Annotated in this window: 16 protein-coding genes; 12 read left to right on the top strand and 4 right to left on the bottom strand. The window is 69.7% G+C overall.

From position 1 onward, the window contains the following. Nucleotides 1–15: 15 nt before the first annotated feature. The 6 genes from gcvH (at nucleotide 16) to ASG52_RS22225 (ending at nucleotide 9,886) form a co-directional block, all read left to right on the top strand. Nucleotides 16–378 (top strand): glycine cleavage system protein GcvH, encoded by a 363-nt coding sequence (gcvH, locus tag ASG52_RS22250; RefSeq protein WP_056247967.1) that lies wholly within the window; start codon nucleotides 16–18, stop codon nucleotides 376–378. Nucleotides 379–572: 194 nt separating this feature from the next. Further along, complete coding sequence (gene gcvP / locus ASG52_RS22245; RefSeq protein ID WP_056247962.1) at nucleotides 573–3,419, top strand: aminomethyl-transferring glycine dehydrogenase; 2,847 nt, start codon at nucleotides 573–575, stop codon at nucleotides 3,417–3,419. Between the two features lie 302 nt (nucleotides 3,420–3,721). Continuing rightward, nucleotides 3,722–5,524, top strand: a complete 1,803-nt coding sequence (locus ASG52_RS22240; protein ID WP_056247959.1) for a calcium-binding protein — start codon at nucleotides 3,722–3,724, stop codon at nucleotides 5,522–5,524. A gap of 345 nt (nucleotides 5,525–5,869) precedes the next feature. After that, entirely contained in the window at nucleotides 5,870–7,738 is a 1,869-nt protein-coding gene (locus tag ASG52_RS22235; protein WP_162250020.1) for a calcium-binding protein, read from the top strand. A 179-nt stretch (nucleotides 7,739–7,917) separates the two neighbouring features. After that, nucleotides 7,918–9,168, top strand: a complete 1,251-nt coding sequence (locus ASG52_RS22230; protein ID WP_056247950.1) for an adenosylmethionine--8-amino-7-oxononanoate transaminase — start codon at nucleotides 7,918–7,920, stop codon at nucleotides 9,166–9,168. A 307-nt stretch (nucleotides 9,169–9,475) separates the two neighbouring features. After that, on the top strand, nucleotides 9,476–9,886 hold the full coding sequence (locus ASG52_RS22225) for a response regulator (protein WP_056247947.1): 411 nt from the start codon (nucleotides 9,476–9,478) through the stop codon (nucleotides 9,884–9,886). A 28-nt stretch (nucleotides 9,887–9,914) separates the two neighbouring features. On the opposite strand, the gene ASG52_RS22220 is transcribed toward ASG52_RS22225, so the two are convergent. Next, nucleotides 9,915–11,735, bottom strand: coding sequence for a vanadium-dependent haloperoxidase (locus tag ASG52_RS22220; RefSeq protein WP_056247944.1), 1,821 nt, complete (start codon nucleotides 11,733–11,735; stop codon nucleotides 9,915–9,917). Nucleotides 11,736–12,140: 405 nt separating this feature from the next. Here ASG52_RS22220 and ASG52_RS22215 point away from each other — a divergent pair, with 405 nt between their 5' ends. From ASG52_RS22215 to ASG52_RS22200, 4 genes are all read left to right on the top strand, one after another. Further along, the gene (locus ASG52_RS22215) at nucleotides 12,141–13,229 is read left to right on the top strand and encodes a glycosyltransferase family 4 protein (RefSeq protein ID WP_056247942.1); all 1,089 of its coding nucleotides are present in this window, start codon (nucleotides 12,141–12,143) and stop codon (nucleotides 13,227–13,229) included. Between the two features lie 3 nt (nucleotides 13,230–13,232). Further along, complete coding sequence (locus ASG52_RS22210) at nucleotides 13,233–14,300, top strand: glycosyltransferase family 2 protein (RefSeq protein WP_056247938.1); 1,068 nt, start codon at nucleotides 13,233–13,235, stop codon at nucleotides 14,298–14,300. Further along, a complete protein-coding gene (locus ASG52_RS22205; RefSeq protein WP_056247935.1) occupies nucleotides 14,297–15,337 on the top strand; it encodes a glycosyl transferase in 1,041 nt (346 codons plus the stop codon). Before ASG52_RS22210 ends, ASG52_RS22205 begins: the two co-directional genes overlap by 4 nt. A 562-nt stretch (nucleotides 15,338–15,899) precedes the next feature. Further along, entirely contained in the window at nucleotides 15,900–16,664 is a 765-nt protein-coding gene (locus tag ASG52_RS22200) for a Crp/Fnr family transcriptional regulator (protein WP_056247932.1), read from the top strand. Here ASG52_RS22200 and ASG52_RS22195 read toward each other — a convergent pair. Beyond that, the gene (locus ASG52_RS22195) at nucleotides 16,646–16,885 is read right to left on the bottom strand and encodes a DUF6894 family protein (protein WP_056247929.1); all 240 of its coding nucleotides are present in this window, start codon (nucleotides 16,883–16,885) and stop codon (nucleotides 16,646–16,648) included. The genes ASG52_RS22200 and ASG52_RS22195 overlap by 19 nt on opposite strands. Then, complete coding sequence (locus ASG52_RS22190) at nucleotides 16,882–17,592, bottom strand: Crp/Fnr family transcriptional regulator (RefSeq protein ID WP_056247926.1); 711 nt, start codon at nucleotides 17,590–17,592, stop codon at nucleotides 16,882–16,884. Before ASG52_RS22190 ends, ASG52_RS22195 begins: the two co-directional genes overlap by 4 nt. Before the next feature lie 385 nt (nucleotides 17,593–17,977). Between ASG52_RS22190 and ASG52_RS22185 the strand changes: the two genes are divergently transcribed. Together ASG52_RS22185 and ASG52_RS22180 are read left to right on the top strand one after the other, a co-directional pair. Next, a complete protein-coding gene (locus tag ASG52_RS22185) occupies nucleotides 17,978–18,724 on the top strand; it encodes a Crp/Fnr family transcriptional regulator (RefSeq protein WP_056247923.1) in 747 nt (248 codons plus the stop codon). Nucleotides 18,725–18,819: 95 nt separating this feature from the next. Further along, entirely contained in the window at nucleotides 18,820–19,089 is a 270-nt protein-coding gene (locus ASG52_RS22180; protein ID WP_056247921.1) for a DUF6894 family protein, read from the top strand. Nucleotides 19,090–19,104: 15 nt separating this feature from the next. Here the strand turns inward: ASG52_RS22180 and ASG52_RS22175 are convergent, their stop codons facing one another. Next, nucleotides 19,105–19,956, bottom strand: coding sequence for a glycosyltransferase family 2 protein (locus tag ASG52_RS22175; protein WP_056247918.1), 852 nt, complete (start codon nucleotides 19,954–19,956; stop codon nucleotides 19,105–19,107). Nucleotides 19,957–20,077 lie beyond the last annotated feature (121 nt).

The following is a 20,077-nucleotide window of genomic DNA, read 5'->3' as shown; positions in this document are numbered from 1 at the left end:
CAGGAGATCGGACTCATGCTGCGTTTCACCGACGAGCACGAATGGCTGCGCCTTAACGGCGACACCGCCACCATCGGCATCACGGCGCACGCCGCCGAACAGCTCGGCGACCTCGTCTTCGTCGAGTTGCCGAAGGTCGGCGCCCGGCTCACCAAGGGCGAGGCGGCCGCCGTGGTCGAATCCGTCAAGGCGGCCTCCGACGTCTACGCGCCGCTCTCCGGCACGGTGAGCGAGGTGAACGAGGCCGCCGTGAGCGACCCGGCCTCCGTCGGCGGCGACCCGCAGGGCGCGGGCTGGCTCTACCGGCTCAAGCTCGACGATCCGTCCGACATGGACGCGCTGATGGACGAGGCGGCCTACGCGGCGTTCTCGAAGTAGCGGACCGCCCCGCCTCCCCCACCCCTCCCCCTCATCCTGAGGTGCCGGAGCGCAGCGGAGGCCTCGAAGGAGGGCTCCCGTTCGCACACGATCCCTGGAGCCCTCCTTCGAGGCCGCTGCGCGGCACCTCAGGATGAGGGGGAGGGGTGGGAGGTGCGGGGCGCGCACGGCACCTGCGCTTGAAAGATTCTCCCATGAAATACGATCGTCACGATCCCTTCGACTTCGCCGCAAGGCGGCATATCGGCCCCAAACTCTCCGAGATCGACCAGATGCTGGAGACGGTGGGCGCGACATCGCTCCACGCGCTGATCGACGAGACCCTGCCGCCGGACATCCGGCAGGCGGAATACATCGATTTCGGGGTCTCGCTCACCGAGCGGCGCTCGCTGGAGAAGCTCAGGGCGACCGCGAACAAGAACCGGCTGCTCGTCTCGCTGATCGGCCAGGGTTATCACGGGACGACGATGCCGCCCGCGATCCAGCGCAACATCTTCGAGAATCCGGCGTGGTACACGGCGTATTCGCCCTACCAGCCGGAGATCAGCCAGGGGCGGCTGGAGGCGTTGCTCAACTTCCAGACCATGGTCTGCGATCTCACCGGGCTCGATGTCGCCAACGCCTCGCTGCTCGACGAGGCCACCGCGGCGGCCGAAGCCATGGGCATGGCCAAGCGCGTGGCGAAGTCTGAAAAAAACACGTTCTTCGTCGATCGTGACTGCCTGCCCCAGACCATCGCCGTCATGAAAACCCGCGCGGCGCCGCTCGGCTGGGAGATCGTGGTCGGCGATCCGCTGACCGAACTCGATCCCGGCGCGGTGTTCGGGGCTTTGTTCCAGTATCCGGGCGTCAACGGCGCCATCCACGATTTTTCGCAAGTCATCGCGGCTTTGCACGAAGCAGGGGCGCTCGCCGTCGTGTCCGCCGATCCGCTGGCGCTGACGCTGCTGAAACCGCCCGGCGAGATGGGAGCCGACATCGCAGTGGGCTCGATGCAGCGCTTCGGCGTGCCGATGGGGTTCGGGGGCCCGCACGCCGCCTACATGGCGACCCGCGACGCCCACAAGCGGGCCCTGCCGGGGCGGATCGTCGGCGTGTCGGTCGATGCCCGCGGCAACCGCGCGTATCGCCTGGCGCTCCAGACCCGCGAGCAGCATATCCGCCGGGAGAAGGCGACCTCGAACATCTGCACCTCACAGGTGCTGCTCGCCGTCATCGCCTCGATGTTCGCGGTCTATCACGGACCGGCGGGGCTGAAGGCCATCGCCTTGCGCGTCCACCGCGATGCCGTGCGGCTCGCCGCCGGGCTCGAAAGCCTCGGCTTCAAGGTCGAGCCCAAAACGTTCTTCGACACCGTGACCGTCGAGGTCGGGCCGTTCCAGGGGGTGATCCTGCGCAGCGCCGTCGAGAACGGGGTGAACCTGCGCAAGATCGGCGACGACCGCATCGGCATCAGCGTCGATCAGCGCACCCGCTCGGACATCGTCGAGGCGGTGTGGCGCGCCTTCGGCGGCACGGACCTCGCCTACGACGACGCCTATCCGGCGCCGCGCCTGCCGGCCGCGCTGGAGCGGACCTCAGAGTACCTGACGCATCCGATCTTCCACATGAACCGGGCCGAGAGCGAGATGACGCGCTACATGCGCCGCCTCGCGGATCGCGATCTCGCGCTCGACCGGGCGATGATCCCGCTCGGCTCCTGCACGATGAAGCTCAACGCCACCGCCGAGATGCTGCCGGTCTCCTGGCCGGAGTTTTCGGAGCTGCATCCGTTCGTGCCGGAAGATCAGGCGCTCGGATACAAGGAGATGATCGACGATTTGAACCAAAAGCTCTGCGCGATCACCGGCTACGACGCGATCTCGATGCAGCCGAACTCGGGCGCGCAGGGGGAATATGCCGGGCTGCTGGCCATCCGCCGCTATCACCTGTCGCGGGGGGACGGGCACCGCACCGTCTGCCTGATCCCGTCCTCGGCCCACGGGACCAACCCGGCCTCCGCCCAGATGTGCGGGATGAGCGTGGTCGTGGTTGGCGCGGACCAGCAGGGCAACATCGACGTCGAAGACTTCGAGAAGAAAGCCGCGCAGCATTCCGAAAAACTCGCGGCCTGCATGATCACCTACCCCTCCACCCACGGCGTGTTCGAGGCGCGGGTGCGCGAGATCTGCGACATCGTCCACGCCCATGGCGGACAGGTCTATCTCGACGGCGCCAACCTCAACGCCATGGTGGGGCTGGCGCGCCCCGGCGACATCGGCGCCGACGTCAGCCATCTCAACCTGCACAAGACCTTCTGCATCCCGCATGGCGGCGGCGGGCCCGGCATGGGGCCGATCGGCGTCAAGGCGCACCTGATCCCGTTCCTGCCCTCCGATCCGCGCAACGGCGAGGAGGGCGCGGTCTCGGCCGCCCCCTTCGGCTCGGCCTCGATCCTGCCGATCTCGTGGAGCTACTGCCTGATGATGGGCGGGCGCGGGCTGACCCAGGCCACCCGCGTGGCGATCCTCAACGCCAACTACATCGCCAAGCGGCTGGAGGGGGCCTACCCGATCCTCTATTCCGGTCGGAACGGCCGGGTCGCGCACGAATGCATCGTCGATGTGCGGCCCTTCCAGAAGAGCGCGGGCGTTTCGGTCGAGGACATCGCCAAGCGGCTGATCGATTGCGGCTTCCATCCGCCGACGATGAGCTGGCCGGTCGCCGGCACGCTGATGATCGAACCGACCGAATCCGAGACCAAAGCCGAGATCGACCGCTTCTGCGACGCGATGCTGGCGATCCGCGAGGAAATCCGCGCGATCGAGGACGGGCGGATGGACAAGGCGAACAACCCGCTCAAAGCTGCGCCGCACACGGTGCAGGACCTGATCGGCGCCTGGGAGCGGCCGTATTCGCGCGAAGCCGCGTGCTTTCCCTCCGGGAGTTTGCGGATGGACAAGTATTGGCCTCCGGTGAACCGCGTCGACAACGCTTACGGCGACCGCAACCTCGTCTGCTCCTGCCCGCCGACGGAGGCCTACAACGAGGCGGCGGAGTAAAATCGGATCGGGCGCCCGCGCCCCATCAATTACTAACGGACCGTGACCGGTCTCTTCGGCGGGTTGTTGGTCAAAGATGCCGAAGGGTCACAGCCGGATGCTTGAAACGATCCCGCGAAAACCGTAGATCATGATTCGCAGCAAGACGGCCGGGCCCACCGAGGCGGTGCCCGGCCGTTTTCGTGTGTCACCGAACACGGACATCCGCGGCGATAATCGGTTTTTCTCAAAACCGTTCGGCGCGAAAGGCGAAAAGCCGGTGACGACAACAGTCGCTCCGGCATCATCGAAGGGGGAAGATCATGGCGGGACCGACAACCGGCAAGGACAATCTGGTCGGCACGGACGGGAACGATTACCTGTTCGGGCTTGCGGGCGACGACACGCTCACCGGCGGCTTCGGCGCAGACTACCTGAGCGGGGACGACGACAACGACATCCTCTACGGCGGCGCCAACAACGACACCCTCCTCGGCGGCAACGGCCGCGACCGGCTGGAGGGCGGCTCGGGCTCGGACAACCTCATCGGCGGCGCGGGCGCCGACACGGTGTTCGGCGACGCGGGCGACGACATCGTCACCGTCACGGGCCTCGCCGATGCCAAGGGCGACGTGCTCGACGGCGGCGCGGGCGTCGACACGGCGAGCTTCGATCTGTCGAGCGCGACCACCGCGCTCACCTTCAAAGCCCTCGACGGGAAGCAGACCACGAGCTTCGCCGGCGCGACGCTGACCGGCTTCGAGCGCTTCTGGATCACCGCCGGCTCCGGCAACGACACCCTGACCGGCGCGCGCTTCAACGACATGCTGCGCGGCGGGGCCGGGCAGGACACCCTCTCGGGCGGTGCGGGCACCGATTCGCTCTCGGGCGATTCCGGCCGCGACACGCTGAAGGGCGACGCCGGCAACGACTATCTCGACGGCGGCGCCGACGACGACAACCTCCAGGGCGGCGAGGGCAACGACTACCTCCAGGGCGGCCTCGGCAACGATCGGGTCGATGGCGGCGCCGGCGACGACACCGTCACCGTGCTCTCGAACGGACCGAACGGGCCGGTGGAGAAGGAGGTGCTCATCGGCGGCGACGGCCAGGACACGCTCATTCTCGGCTACGGCCTCGACACCAAGGGCGTCACCCTCGCCTTCGGCAGCGGCAACTTCACGCTCTCCGGCGGCACCACCGTGAGCGGGTTCGAGCATCTGAACTTCACCGGCGGTTCCGGCCAGGACAAGGTCAGCGGCGGCGCCGCGTTCGACTATCTCGCGGGCGGCGCGGGCAACGACGTCGTCCGCGGCGGCGGCGGCGACGACTACCTCAGCGACGGCCAGGGCGCCGACGGGCTCTACGGCGACGACGGTGCCGACACCTTCGTCATGCTGCCGAACCTCAGTCCCACCCCGGGCCAGCCCGGCTCCGGCACCGACAAGGATTACGTCAACGGCGGCAGGGGCTTCGACACGGTCTTCTTCGGACAGCCGGGCGGGTTCCCCAACGAGTCGAGCGGCCCGTCGGTGGTGCTCGACCTCGCCAACCAAGCCAACAATGCCGGCTTCATCAAGGGCGACACGTATCGCGAGGTCGAGAAGTTCGTCGGCACCGCCCAGGACGACGTGATGCGGGGCGATACGGCCGCCAACACCTTCGACGGCGGCGCGGGCGACGACGTGCTGAGCGGCGGGGCCGGCGCCGACGTGCTGATCGGCGGCCAGGGCTCGGACACGATGACCGGCGGGGCCGGCAACGACGTGTTCGACCTGACCGAATACTACACCAGCTATTATCTCGGCCTTCCGAACGGCGACGAGGACTACGCCAGCGGCTTCTACGGCGACACCAAGGGCGACGTCATCACCGACTTCGTCGCCGGCCAGGACAAGCTCCGGCTCGACATCCGCTCGTTCTTGGACGGCGAGGCCGCCAAGGTCACGGTCGAGAGCGGCGTCGGCAGCGCCACCCAGACGACCGGCGCGGTCCTGCGCTTCGACACGAAGGCGCGCGAGTTGTGGTTCGACTACGACGGCAAGGGCACCGACTTCGAAGCCGTCCACCTCGCCACGATCGACACGCTCGCCACGCTGAAGAGTTCGGACGTGCTGTTCGTCTAAAAGACCACCGCCGGCCCCGGTCCAAGACGGGGGCCGGCGGCTCGGCCGCCCCGCCTCGACTGACAAAGGGCGCCCCAAGGGCGTCCTCCTCCGAAAAGCCCGGACCGCCGCAAGTACGCGGCAGTCGGCGATGGGCTCGGGACGAATCGAACCCGGGCTTCCATTTCTCGTTGCTTACAGCCAAGCTTCGAGGCAGACAGGAGGTCGGCTCTTGCGGCGCAATCCCGTCCCGCCGCGCGTCTTCCCGGCGATCCGCCGGGGGCGCGGGTGCGGACGGCCGGTGGGCCTGGATGCATGGCCGCCGCGGGCCCGGATGCCCTCGCGACGGCGACCCGCGAGAGGTCCTTGATCCGCCCGACCGAAGACGACGACACCCTCTACGGCACCTACCGCAGCGACAACATCGGCGGTCAAAGCGGCAACGACACGATCTTCGGCAGTTACGGCAACGACCGGCTGGTCGGCGGCCTGGGCGACAACCGGCTCTACGGCGAGATGAACGACGACACCCTGGAGGGCGGCGACGGGCGCGACCGGCTCGAGGGCGGCGGGGGAGCGGACATCCTGACCGGCGGCCTCGGGGCCGACATCGTGCTCGGCGGCGCGGGCGGCGACGTCGTCAGCGTCACGGGCACCGCCGAACTCACCGGCGACCGGCTCGACGGGGGCGCGGGCTACGATATCCTGCGGCTCTCCCTGTTCGACCGGACGACCGCCCTGGTGTTCCGGGCCGGCCCGGCGAGCCAGACCCTCTCCGTGGCCGGCGCCACCGTGACGGGCTTCGAGGGCTACACGATCACCGCGGGCTCCGCCGACGACATCCTGACCGGGCATGACGGCGAGGACAGCCTGAGCGGCGGTGCCGGGCGGGATCAGCTCGTCGGGAACGGCGGCAACGACATCCTCTACGGCGGCGCGGGCGGCGACCGGCTGAAGGGCGAGGCCGGCCAGGACTTTCTCTCGGGCGATGCCGGAAACGACGGGCTCTACGGCGGGGCGGGGCACGACGGCCTGAACGGCGGCGAAGGCGACGACCGGCTCGACGGCGGGGCCGGGAACGACGGGCTCTACGGCGGCAACGGCAAGGACACGCTGCTCGGCGGGAGCGGCAACGACACGCTGTCCGGCGGCTGGGGCGACGACCGGCTCGACGGCGGGTCCGGCGACGACACCGTGCGCCTGTCCGTGCCCACAGTGGAGGACGGCAAGGACGTGATCCTCGGCGGCGACGGCCGCGACACGCTCGCCCTCGACTGGTGGTCGAGCAACCGGGGCGAGACCGTCGATATCGGCCGCGACACCCTGACGCTTGCCAACAGCACCACGATCAGCGGCTTCGAGATCCTGCTGTTCCGCGGCGGCGCCGGCAACGACACGGTCACCGGGGGCGCGGGCGACGACGAGCTGTCCGGCGGGGCCGGCCGGGACCGTCTCCACGGCGGCGACGGCGACGATATCCTCTCGGACGGCGCCGGTGCCGACGGGCTCTACGGCGGGGGCGGCGACGACGTCGTCTACCTGTCCGCCGACCAGGACTATCAGGCCGGCACCATCGCCCTCACCGCGGACCTCGTCGACGGCGGCACGGGCGACGACACCGTCGTCTTCGGGACCTACGACATCTCGGTCGTCCTCGACCTGACCGACCAGCGCAAGAACGACGGCTACATCAAGGGCGACACCTTCCGCTCGATCGAGACGTTCGTCGGCACCTCCGTCGAGGACGTCATGCGCGGCGACGGCCGCGCCAACACCTTCGACGGCGGCGGCGGCGACGACATCCTCAGCGGCGGCGACGGGGCCGACACCCTGACCGGCGGCTGGGGTGCCGACACCCTGACCGGCGGGCGGGGCGCTGACGTGTTCGTCCTGAGCGAGCCGCCCGAGACGGAGTTCGGCGTGATCTTTCCCGGCGACCCGGTCGCGGACCGGGACACCATCACGGACTTCACCGCGGGCCAGGATCGGCTGCTGTTCGACCGCGAGGCGCTGCAATGGTTCGCCCGGGGCGAGGCGACGGCACCCATCGGCGTGACGATCGAGAACGGCGTCGGCCACGCGAGCCAGGCCTCGGGGCCGGTCCTGCGCTTCGACACGCAGACCCGCGAACTGTGGTTCGACTACGACGGCAAGGGCGAGAATTTCGCCGCGACCCACCTCGCCACGATCGCCACGCTGGCCGAACTGAAGGCCTCGGACGTGCTGTTCGTGTGAGGCTCAGGCTGCATTCCGGGCGCGAAGCGCGCCCCGCGTGAGCGGCCTCGGCGCCAGCCGATGCGTCTAGCGGAGGCGTCCAGCGGAGCGATAGGCGAGGCCGCGGACGCGGCTGCCGGCGCTTGAGGCCAAAGAAGGCCAAGTTTGACAACCGCCCCGGCCTCCGCGAAGGCCGGGGCATGTCCGCCCCCGGCTCTCACCCGCTCTGGCGCCCCTACACCCAGATGAAGTCCGCCGCCCCGCCGCTGGAGGCGGTGGCGACGCACGGTTCGCGCATCGTCCTCGCCGACGGGCGCGAATTGATCGACGGCATCGCCTCGTGGTGGACCGCGGTCCACGGCTACAACCATCCCCACATCGCGGGGGTGGTCGCCGACCAGCTCGGGCGGATGCCGCACGTGATGTTCGGCGGGCTCACCCATGCGCCGGCCGAGCGGCTGGCGCGGCGGCTCGCCGCCCTGTCGCCGGGCGACCTGAACCACGTGTTCTTCACCGATTCCGGCTCGGTCGCCGTCGAGGTCGCGCTGAAGATGGCGGTGCAGCTCTGGCTCAACCGCGGCGAGACCGGCCGCACCCGCGTGCTCGCCTTCCGCGGCGGCTATCACGGCGACACGATGGGGGCGATGTCGGCCTGCGACCCCGAGGAGGGCATGCACCGCCGCTTCGGCGCCTACCTGCCGACGCAAGTCTTTTGCGAGTTGCCGCGCGACGCGGAGCGGACGGCGGCGCTCGACGCGGCGCTCGCCCGGCATCGCCACGAACTCGCCGCCGTGATCGTCGAGCCGCTGGTGCAGGGCGCGGGCGGCATGCTGACCCATCCGCCCGAGGTGCTCGCCACGGTGGCCCGGCTCGCCCGCCGCCACGGCCTGCCGCTCATCGCCGACGAGATCTTCACCGGGTTCGCCCGCACCGGCACCCTGTTCGCCTGCGAGCAGGCGGAGGTGGTGCCCGACATCCTGTGCCTGTCGAAGGCGCTCACCGGCGGCACGATGGCGCTCGCCGCCACGGTCGCGACCACCGAGATCTTTTCCGCCTTCTGGTCGGACGATGCGACGGCGGCGCTGATGCACGGCCCGACCTTCATGGCCAATCCGCTCGCCTGCGCGGCGGCGAATGCCAGCCTCGATCTGTTCGAGACCGAGCCGCGGCTGAATCAGGCCCGCGCGATCGCGGCGCGGCTGGAGGAAGGTCTGCGCCCGCTGGCGCGGTTGCCGGGCGTGCGCGACGTGCGGGTGCTCGGTGCCGTCGGTGCGGTGCAGTTCGCGTCTCCGCCCGATCTCGCGGCGCTGAAGGAGCGCCTCGTCGCGCGCGGCGTCTGGGTGCGGCCCTTCGGCGACATCCTCTACCTGACGCCCGCGCTCACCATCGCGCAGGCCGACCTCGACCAGCTGATCGCGGCGGTCGCGGCGGAGACCGAAGGCATCGCGTGAGCGATCGCGCGAAGGAGGAACGGCCGTACGACCCGGCGCGAAGAGCGCCGCGCGTAGCGGCCTCGGCTCTCAGCCGTGGCGTCTAGCGGAGCGAGAAGCCCAAGGGGACTCGATGTCCGCGGATGCGGTCGCCGGCGCTTGAGGCCGAGCGAGAAAGAACCGGTTGACCCCGCAGCGCACGCGCGGGACCCTGCAACCCGCAGCGGGGTTTCTCGTTGGATCATCGCAGCCCCCACGATGGTTCAATCGCCGGAAACGAACAAATCCGCGAACACCTTGGGTCGGTGGGGCAATCGGGGAGAGCCAGGTGGCGAGCCAGATCGAGACGACGAATCCGCAGGACGAGCGCGCAGGCGATCGCCCCGTCATCCTCCTGGTGGAGGACGAGGCGCTGACCATCATGGATCTCGGCGATGTGCTGGAAGACGGCGGCTACGACACGGTGCAATGCGCCTCCGCCGAGCGGGCGTTGTCGATCCTCCAGACCCGGCCGGATATCTGCGGCCTAGTGACCGACGTGGAATTGTCGGGCCGCGTCAACGGCTTCGAACTGGCGACCTCCGTCGCCCAGGCCCGGCCCGAACTGCCGATCCTCATCGTCTCCGGCCGCGCCTCGCCCGATCCCGAGCGGATGCCGGCGGGCGCGCAGTTCATCGCCCGGCCGTGCGCGGGCGAGGATATTTTGGCGCGGCTGAAGGGTCTGATGCCGACCTGCTGAAGCCGCGCCGCCTCGGGATGCGGCCCCCTCAGGCCTGGCCGGAGCCGCCGGACTTCGGGGCCGACGTGTTTTGCGCCACGTTGGCGGTCGAGGGGCTCGTTGCCTCCGGGATGAGGCTTCCCTTCCTCGTCGGCGCTTGGCCACCGACGAGAATTTGGCCATTGGCGATGGTGACGATGTACGGTTGACCGTTGGCCTGCCGTGCAAATGTCCGGAAGACGAAGCGGATCTCTTCGTTCACATCCGCGGTGATGTCGGCCAGGATTTCGGCGGCCAGCGCCTCGCCGAGGATCAGGCTGCGCGCATTGTCGGTCCGCCAGTGGACGCCGCCCATCGTGCGCCCCATGGCGACGTTCTGAGCGAGCTTGTTCAACTCCCCCTCGATCGTCAGCGTGTCCGCGACGTTCTCGGGTAGCTCGATGCGCTGCCACGTATCGTCTACCCTGCCCGTCACGTAGGCTCGTATTGGGTGCGCCGGTCCGAAGGGCTGCGCCCGCTCGTACAAGGTGGTGAACTTCACCGGATCTTTCCCGTCCAGCGTCGCGAAGTACGCCTTGAGGATCGTCACGCAGGCACCGGCGACGGTCGCGTGACCGGCGCCGTAGGCGGGATGAGTTGGACTCCCGGCCGTGAAGGCCATCGGCAGGAGGTAGCTGCCGTACCGCTTCCTCACGCGCTGGGCGGCTTCCGTCTCCGCCACCCAGGCCGGCAAGCCGTAGGCGCGTTTGCCGTGCTCGTCCGCTCCGATGTTCTGGACATGGACGAGGCCGCCATAGGCCTCGGGGCGCAGCCGCAGGTGCACCTGCCATTTCTGGTTCCACACCGCCTTCAGGGCGCGCGTCGCCACCTCCGAGACCAGCGCGAGGATGTGCGGTCCGCCCAGGACGCCGAACCCGGCCTCTCGCTTCAGCGTGTCACGGTACGGGTTGTCCTGTGTCCACTTGGCCATGCCCGAGAGCATGAGTAGGGCCGCGTTGAAATAGGCTTGGTGCAGCGCGTCCTTGTTCACGAACCGTGCGAGATCGCGCATGGTGCTGATATAGCGGTTGCCGCATTCGAAATTCTCTTCCACATCCTCGTTCGACTTCGGATAATCCTGGTCGCTGTGGTCCTTGCCGCTGTTCTGCGCGCCCAACCAGTCCTGGAATCCCGTCAGGTAATTCCGGCCTGCCTTGTACGGGCGCTGCATTTGGTCGATGGTCTGCGTGCCGAAATGGACCGGCCGGATGAAGAACTGGCTGACCATCGGCCCGACCTCTTCGCGCGGCAGGCCGAGCCGGAACAGGGTCTCGGGCTTGAACGGCTCGAAACGGTCGGCTCCGCCGGGCAGGTCGATGCCGGGCAGGATGCGGTTCGCGTCGGTCAAGACGGCGGCCCTGCCATAGACCTCGTTCAGTTCCTTGACGGCTTCCTGCACGTCCGCATTCTGGGCGAACCCGTCGAAGGGCACGTCGCGCAGCAGGGCCATCCAGTACAGCTCGGTCATCTCCGCCGCGGTCGCGTCGGACAGCACCTGGGGCGCCGGCGGCATGACGTAACGCTTCGGATTGTCGATCAGTTGGTCGCGGGCCAGACCGCCCTGGGGATTGGTCAGCTTCGCCGTACCTTTGCCCGGCTCGCGCTCGCCCCCCTTGAGCCCTGCGAATCCACGTCCATCGCCACGCGTCGCCGCGACGAGAGCATCGAAGTCCTCGGCGCAGACCTCGCCGAATTTATTGTGACGCAGCGACTTATGGAAACTCCCGATTCCCCGCACAGCATCCTCACCCTTGAATTCGATTTTTAGATCCACGTCATGATTCGAATCGCGCTGCGGCAGCGGCTTATTTTCTTCGGCTCTTTTGTGCATGAAAACCTCCTCAAATAATCTGGAATTTTAATTTCCTCCGACATCGATTTCATGTGTCAATCATCCCGTCAAGAGGTTGTCGCGTCTTCATCGATGATTTCGAACGGGTGGAACCGCAATTGCCGATGGATACTGTCATCGCACGGCTTTGCGTGGATCGATATCTATCGGACACCCGGCAAGGCCGGCGCACATATTGGCCAAGCTTCAACGCCGGGCTGCCCGCCTCGTGTCGGCCGCAGGGACACCGCGATGTATCGCCCGCCGCCGCCCCGGCGAATCTTCCGCTCCTGAACTTTCCCGTTCATCTGCGGTTCGACCGAGGCGAGCGATGGTGGGGCGTTAAGCCTGGCCGTGGGAGCCCCCGCGGCCCGTCCATCGAAACGCCGACGCCGGACGCCTCCCTTGAAGATCGCCGTCATCGCCCATCTCAAGTTCCCGATCGGCCAGCCCTATCTCGGCGGCCTGGAGATGCACACGCATCACCTCGCCGGCGCATTGCGGCGGCGGGGCCATCGGGTCACGCTGTTCGCCTCCGAAGGGTCCGATCCGGCGCTCGTGCCCGATCCGGTCTGCCCGCCCACCGGCGACGCGCTCGGCGACCCCATCGCCTTCGAGCGGATCGCGGCAGCCGAGCAGGCGGCCTACGAGCGGATCGTCGCGATGGTGGATCGCGGCGGGTTCGACGTGATCCACAACAACAGCCTCCACCCGCTGCCGCTCAAGGCGAGTCATACGCTGGCGGCCCCGATGGTGACGGCGCTCCACACGCCGCCGTTCGACTCGCTGAGCGAGGGCGTGGCGGCGGCCAAGCCCGGCATGGTCTTCGCCGCGGTCTCGCCCTCGCTGGCGCAGGAATGGGCCGAGCTGGCGCCGAACGCCCGCATCGTCGGCAACGGCATCGATCTCTCGACCTTCGCCTTCAGCCATGCGGCGGCCCCCGCGGCCTACGTGTTCTGGAGCGGGCGGATCGTGCCGGAAAAGGGCACGCATCTGGCCATCGACGCGGCGCGCGCCGCCGGCATCTCCTTGCGCTTCGCCGGCCCGCAGCCCAACCCGCGCTACTGGAACGAGTGGATCGCCCCGCGCCTCGGCGCGGGCGTCGAGTATGTCGGCCATCTCTCGCATGCCGAGCTCGCCCGCGAACTCGGGGGGGCGCGGGCCGCCATCGTCTCGCCGCGCTGGGAGGAGCCGTTCGGCCTCGTCGTCGCCGAAGCGCTCGCCTGCGGCACGCCGGTCGCGGCCTTCGCCCGCGGCGCCATCCCCGACATCGTCGATCGCTGGTCCGGCGCGCTCGCGCGGGCCGACGACGTCGAGGATCTCGCCCGCGCCGTCACCCGCGCGGTCGGGCTGGAGCGCCGCGCCTGCCGCCACCGCGCCGAGACGCTCTACGACGCCGCGGTGATGACCGACGGCTACGAGGCCCTCTACCGCGAGGTTCTCTACGGCGCCGCCCCCGCGCGCCGGCCCGTCCTCGAACGCCTGATCGCCTGAGCCATGCTGGCTTGTCCCGGCCCGGCCGTCGTCTGCGTCCCGGCCCGCAACGAGGTCGAGCGGCTGCCGCGGCTGCTCGCCGCCCTCGACCGACAGGACGGCTTTTCGCCCCGCCACCGCCTGCGGGTGGTGGTGGTCGCCAACAACTGCACCGACGGCACCGCCGCAATTGTGCGCGACTTGGCCCTGGAGACGATCGACCTGCGCCTCATCGAGGCGACCTTCTCCGGCACGGACGCCCATGTCGGCACCGCGCGCCGCCGGGCGCTCGATGTCGGCGCCGATTGGCTGGAGGCGGAGGGCGCGCCGGACGGCGTGCTGCTCACCACCGACGCCGACGCCCGGCTCGATCCGTCCTGGGTCGCGGCGAACGTTTCCGCGCTCGAGGGCGCAGACATCGTCGGCGGGCGCCTCGTCATCGACGACGAGGGCGACGCCGACCCCGTGCTCGCCGCCTTCCACGCGCGGGTCGAGCGCTACTGGGCCGGCGTGCGCCGCCTGGAAGACGCCCTCGATCCGCCGCCGCACGATCCGGCCCCGCGCCACGGCGACCATACCGGCGGGAGCCTGAGCCTGCGCGCCTCGCTCTACCGCGCGGTCGGCGGGCTGCCCGCGATCCCGCGCGGCGAGGACAACGCGCTGGTCGCCGCCGTGCAGCGGGCGGGCGGGCGCCTGCGCCACTGCCCCGCCGTCTGCGTGCAGGTCTCGGCCCGCACCGCGGGACGTGCCGAGGGCGGCATGGCCGTCGAGATGCTGCGGCGCGCCCGCGTGGTGCAGGGCGGCGAGGCCTATCGCCTGCCCACCGCCGCGTTCTGGCGCGATCACGTCGCGCGCCGCGCCCGGTTGCGCCGGCTCTGGCGCGAGGGTCGGGCCGCCGAGGCGCTGGCCGGTCTGAGCCCCGAGGACCACGCCGCGATCCTCAGCGAGTGCCCCAACGACATCGCCTTCGTCGAGCGCACGCTCGCCCGCCTCGCCCCCCACGATCCGCCCGCCCCCGAAGGCCCGCTCGACCGGGCGCTCGCCGACCTCGACGCCCTGGCCGCCGACCTCCGGCAGGACGCGGCGGCGTGACCCGCGCCATCGGCTACTACGTCCACCATCAAGGCGCGGGGCACTGGCAGCGGGCGGTGGCGCTGACCGGCGCGCTGCAAGCGTTCGGGCGGCCCTGCACCCTGATGGGCACGTTTTCGGACATCGACACGGCGGGTGCGCCGGGGCCCGTGCTCGATCTGCCCGACGATCGCATGACGGGCGCCTTCGACGGGCGGGACGGCACGGCAAGCCGCCCCGACGCGCTCCACTACGCGCCGCTGGACCATGCAGGCGTTCGCGCCCGCATGGGCCGGATCGCCGCCTGGGCCGCCGAGACGAATCCGGCGCTGCTGATCGTCGATGTGTCCTGCGAGGTCGCCCTGTTCGCCCGGCTCCTCTCGGTGCCGAGCCTCGTCGTGCGGCTCTCGGGGAACCGCACCGACACGCCCCACCTGGAAGCGTTTCGCGCGGCGAGCCGCCTGCTCGCGCCGTTCCCCGAAGCGCTCGACGGCGGCGACGTGCCGGACTGGGTGCGGGACAAGACGATCTTTTCGGGATTTCTGGGCGCGGAGCCGGCGCCAGTTCAGCCTGAGGACGGGCGCATCGTCGTCGTGTTCGGCCGCGGCGGCGAGGGCGGCGAGCACGCCCGGCTCTGCGAGGCCGCCGCCGCCGTGCCGGATCGCGACTGGCACGTACTCGGGCCGGTCAGCGGCTCCGGCCCCGCACCAGAAAACCTGCATCTGCACGGCTGGGTCGGCGACGTGCGCCCGCATCTCGCGCCCGCCGCCCTCGTGGTCGGCGGCGCGGGCGACGGGCTCGTCACCGCGGTCGCGGCTGAAGGAAAGCGCTTCCTCTGCCTGCCCGAGCCCCGCGCCTATGGCGAGCAGGAGGCCAAGGCCGAGGGGCTGGCCCGCCTCGGCGCGGCCGTCGTCCACCCCGGCCGGCCGGAGACGGGCACTTGGCCGGCGCTGATCGCGCAGGCCCTCGCCCTCGACCCGGCCCGCATCCGGGCGCTGGCCGAACCCGACGCGGTACACCGCACGGCGGGAGCGATCGAGGCGTTGTGCCGGGGCTGACGGAGCGAGTTTCCGCCGTTGCGGGCGCGGGCGGTCCGCCCCCCTCACACGTACTCCGGTAAAGCGCAGCGCGAGCAGCCGCACTTCCCTTTCTCCGCACGCGGGGAGAGGTGATGCTCACCACCGGCCGAGCGATAATCAGAACGGCCTTTCGCCAATACGCTGTAAAAATCATACTTTATTCCAGGCGTTGTCATTATCAACGCCGAACGGATCCATCTCCGGTGCCATGGCGAAAACGCGCGCACCGGATCGCTCGAGTCCGGCCCCAAACACGACCGATACGAGCTGCCGACTGCCGCGGCGACTCAACCCCCGGCGCGCCCGCGAACAGCACCGCTCCTGTACAAAGCAGCCACGTTGTTTTGTACGCTACCGTACAAATATTTAAAATTCAGCCTCGTTTCAATACCGTTTACAACTACGCATGTTAATCCTGAGACAAAGCGAAGTGTGCGATTTCAGACGCTTCTTCGCATTCACGCAATTTCCCATCGCCTTCCGCTGCCAATCGGATATGCGCCGGGTGCATTCTCCTGCTCAGCTCCCGATCCGAACATCCTTGACGACTCTCACGACCTACCAGAACCGTCTGCTGGCCCGGCTCGGCGCGAACGATCTCGCGCTCCTGCAGCCGCATCTGGAGCCGGTGGACCTGCCCGTCGGCCTGGTGGTGATCGAGCCCGATCAGCCCATCACCCACGCGGTGTTCCCCGAGACCGGCCTGTGCTCGGTGATCGCGAATCTGCAGGAGCGCAACAGCGTCGAGGTCGGCCTGTTCGGGCGGGACGGGTTCGTCGGCACGGCCCTGGTGCTGGGCAGCACCCGGGTGCCGCACCAGACCTTCATGCAGGTGTCGGGCACCGGCCTGCGGATCGAGGCCGAGGCGCTGACGCGGGCGATCGAGGCCAGCCCGAGCTTGCGCCGCCTGCTCCTGCGCTACATCCAGACCTTCCTGATCCAGACCGCGCAGACGGCTTTGGCCAACGCCAGCGCGCCCGCCGAGGAGCGGCTCGCCCGCTGGCTGGCGATGTACCACGACCGCCAGGACGGCGACGAACTCTCGGTCACCCACGAGTTCCTGTCGCTGATGCTGGGCGTGCGCCGCCCCACCATCACCGTCGCCCTGCAGATGCTGGAAGGCGCCGGGCTGGTGCGGGCGCAGCGCGGGCGCGTGCGGGTGCTGAACCGCGCCGGCCTCATCGCGGCTGCGGGACCGGCCTACGGACCGGCCGAGGCCGAGTACGATCGTCTGATCGGCCCCCTGCACGGCCATGGTGAGGCGGAGCGCACCGATCACGCGATCGATTACAGCAGCGCGTCGTAGGGCACCTCCGCCACCACGGTGCCGGCCTCGTCGGTGATGACGAACACGTTGCCCCGCCATGCCCGCGGCGGACCGTAGATGTGGGGCAGGCGCAGCATCTCGCGCAGCGTATCGAGGGCGAGCGTGCGGGCCGCCGCGCTATCGGGCAGCACGTCGCCCTCCTCGTCGCGGATCAGCACGCCGTTGCGGCGGATGTTGAGGAAGAAGCGGGGCAGGATCACCCCTCCCCGAGCAGCCGCTCGTACTCGACTTCGGCCGGGCCGTAGCTGTCGCCGGCGAAGACCTTCAGGCTCTCCCGGTCGAGTACGGTGATGCGGCCGCGCTTGGCCTGGATGTGGTGGGCGCCCTCCAGGATGTGGAGCGCCGTCGTCACGCCTGGCCGTCGCACGCCGAGCATCATCGCCATGAACTCGTGCGTGAGCGGCAACTCGTCCTGGCGGAGGCGGTCCTGCGTCATGAGAATCCAGCGTGCGAGGCGCGCCTCGATGTTGGAGCCGGCATTGGCGTAGACGGTGTGCCCGACCTGCACGATCAGGCTCTGTACGTAACGCCCGAGAACGCCCCGCAGCACCGGGCTCGTCGCCAGAGCCGTGCCGAGTTCGGCGGCTCCGATCCGCAGGGCCGTGCCGTCCGCCTGCACCACGGCGACCTGAGGCGTGCGATCGGTGCCGAGCAGCAACGGCACGCCGACCATGCCCTCGTAGCCGATGAGGCCGATCTCGACCCGCCCCCCCTGCGTGTCGGCGATCAGCGAGACGATCCCCTCCTCCACGAAGAGCGCATGGGCGATCGGCTGGTCGGCGGCGACGAGGATCTCGCGGATCGTCATCGGCATCGCCTCCAGATGCGGGGCGAGGAGCGCGAAGTCCTCCGCCGTCAAGGCACCGAGGAGCCGGTTACGAAGCCCGGATTGCTGAAGTCGTGGCATGGCGTTGCTCCCACGCGGGGCAAGAGCACTCACCGTCTCCCAGTCGCCTGCGCCCGAAATATTCGGCATGCGATGGTCCTCATGTAGGAAGTGCCGGGCGTCCGGTCATCGGCCACCGCAGCCGAACGCATGCTTTCGCGGGCACGGCGAGGGCTTTTGTACGGTTTCGGACGGAAGCCCTCGCGCTTATTCCGGCGCGAGGCTCAGTCGGCTACGACGATCCCAAAGTCGCCTTGGGCCTATGAAGTCTATTCCTGCGCGACAAATACATAACATATGTTAAATTAAAGTGCAGGGCTGGATGGATGGACTTGACCGCATCGGGATCGATGCTTGATGGCCACCTCGCCGATGCTTTAGACACGATGGCGGCGCGGGACGCTCGATGATCGGTCCGACTACCAATCAGGCCATGGGCCAGCGCCCCCCGACGGGGCCGCTCGACGGGATGGCCGGCCCCCTGAGCCGGCGCCTCGGCGTGCACGCCCCTCTCTCCGGCGACGACCTCGCGGCTCTGTCCCGGCTCGCCGTCCGGGAGACGGTGGTCGTCGCCCACACCGATCTCGTGCGCCAGGGCGAGCCGGCGGAGAACGCCTTCCTCGTGGTGGAGGGGATCGCGGCCAGCTACGTCCAGCGGGCCTCCGGCGCCCGCCAGATCCTCGCCCTGCTGCTGCCCGGCGACCTGTGCGATCCCGACCTCGCCCATCTGGAGCACTGGGACCACGGCATCGCCACGCTCTCGCATTGCCGGATCGCGCGGGTGCCGCGGGCGGCCCTGGAGGAGTTGATCGCCACCCGCCCGGCCGTCGCGCTGGCGCTGCGGCGGACGAAGCTGGAGGCCGAGGCCCGCAGCCGCGCGTGGCTGGCGGCTTTGGGCATCGGGCACGCGACGGAGCGGCTGCTGCGGCTGTTTCGCGAGATCATCGACCGGATGCACGCCCTGGGGTTGGCCGACCGCAACGAGGGCCCGCTGCCGCTGACCCAGGTGGACATGGCCGAGTGCATCGGCACCAGCACCGTCCACGTCAACCGCGTACTGCAGGAACTGCGCCGCTCCGGCATGGTGGAACTGAAAGGCAGCCGCCTGCGCCTCCTCGACCGGGCCGGGCTCGACACTCTGGCGGGAGAATAGACCGATACCGTACCGAACGTTGAATTCGCGGAAAGGTTAAAGACGCCGCCGCGCGAAGCAGCCCAAGGTGTTGGGCAACCTTCGAGAAGGCGGCCATGCTCCTCTACATCGACGTCGTCGATGGTGACACGCTCACCCGCGACGAGGACGGAATCGACTTCGCCAATCTGGACGAGGCCAGCGCGGCGGCCGTCGCCCTGCTCCCCGCGCTTGCCCGCGACGCGGTGCAAGGCCCTCGCCGCCGCATCGCGATGCTCCGGGAGCGCGAGCGCTGCATCGCCGCCGAAATCCGCGACGCGGCCGGCGCCGTCCTGTTCCGCACGCGCCTGCGGCTCGACATGGAATGGCCGGGGCGGGGACGATAGATCGGTCGCAAGGAGTCAGAACGGCCGGTCCGCCGGCACCCGCGCGGCGGCGATCTCGTCCGCGCTCGGCGGGCGCAGCACCGTGAGGTCGGGCGCGCGCTCGGGCGCGATCAGGCCGAGGCGGGCGAAGGCGTCGAGCCAGCCGTCCATCGGCCACAGGCCGTGGCGGGCGCGGAAGCGCCGGGCGTTGCGGACGATGTCGGAAAAGTGCTGGAGCGGCGGATCGCAGGACAAGTGGTGCTGGTGGAAGGCCGGGGGCACGCCGGCCAGCAGCACCGGCACGCCGTCCTCGGCGGCGCGGAAGGCCAGATCGGTGTCCTCGGCGCCGTAGCCGTCGAACCCCTCGTCGAAGCCGCCGAGCCGGTCCCAGGTCGAGGCCCGCACCGCGAAGGCGAGCGACCAGAACAGTCCGGGATTCTTTGTGAGTTTGACGCCGTGCTCGGGGAACGGGCGGGCGGGGTGGAGCACGCCGACGCGCATCAGGTCGGCCTCTACCCACCCGTCCCGCACGGCGTTTGCCGGCAGGTAGCGGATCGGCCCGCAGACCAGGGCGTCGTGCGCTTCCGCGGCCGCGGCGAGGCCGGCGACGAGCCCGGCGGAGGGGATGCAGTCGACGTCGAGATAGACGAGGAGGTCGCCCCGCGCCGCCTTGCGCCCGGCATTGCGGGCGGCGGCGAGCGGCAGCCCGTCGCTCGGCAGCGCCACGCGGCGCAGCGGAAACGGGGTTTCGGGGAGCGGCGCCGGATCGCGGCCCATCTCGACCACGATGCACTCAGCGGGTGCCGGCCCGCGGGCGAGCCCCTCGATCAGGCGCGCGAGATGGGCCTCGCGCCCCTTGTTGAGCGTGACGACGCTGATGTGGCTCACGGGGCTCGGGTTCCGGCGGATGGTCGGGCCGTTGTGCCGGGGCGATCCTGAAACGGGGATGAAGGGGCGACGGCATAAGTTCGAGACACCCGGGTGCAGCCGCATTCCCCCTCTCCCCGCA

This window comes from Methylobacterium sp. Leaf456, assembly GCF_001425465.1.
GTDB lineage: Bacteria > Pseudomonadota > Alphaproteobacteria > Rhizobiales > Beijerinckiaceae > Methylobacterium.
The sequence above is the reverse complement of the archived record's forward strand: the minus strand, read 5'-3'. Positions and strand labels throughout refer to the sequence as shown.

Bases quoted from the DNA above. Each gene is read 5' to 3' on its own strand.
- ASG52_RS22240 (WP_056247959.1), top strand. From the start codon at position 3,722: ATGGCGGGACCGACAACCGGCAAGGACAATCTGGTCGGCACGGACGGG.
- ASG52_RS22185 (WP_056247923.1), top strand. From the start codon at position 17,978: ATGATCGGTCCGACTACCAATCAGGCCATGGGCCAGCGCCCCCCGACG.
- gcvH (WP_056247967.1), top strand. From the start codon at position 16: ATGCTGCGTTTCACCGACGAGCACGAATGGCTGCGCCTTAACGGCGAC.
- ASG52_RS22180 (WP_056247921.1), top strand. From the start codon at position 18,820: ATGCTCCTCTACATCGACGTCGTCGATGGTGACACGCTCACCCGCGAC.
- ASG52_RS22210 (WP_056247938.1), top strand. From the start codon at position 13,233: ATGCTGGCTTGTCCCGGCCCGGCCGTCGTCTGCGTCCCGGCCCGCAAC.
- ASG52_RS22220 (WP_056247944.1), bottom strand. From the start codon at position 11,735: ATGCACAAAAGAGCCGAAGAAAATAAGCCGCTGCCGCAGCGCGATTCG.
- ASG52_RS22190 (WP_056247926.1), bottom strand. From the start codon at position 17,592: ATGCCACGACTTCAGCAATCCGGGCTTCGTAACCGGCTCCTCGGTGCC.
- ASG52_RS22230 (WP_056247950.1), top strand. From the start codon at position 7,918: ATGTCCGCCCCCGGCTCTCACCCGCTCTGGCGCCCCTACACCCAGATG.
- gcvP (WP_056247962.1), top strand. From the start codon at position 573: ATGAAATACGATCGTCACGATCCCTTCGACTTCGCCGCAAGGCGGCAT.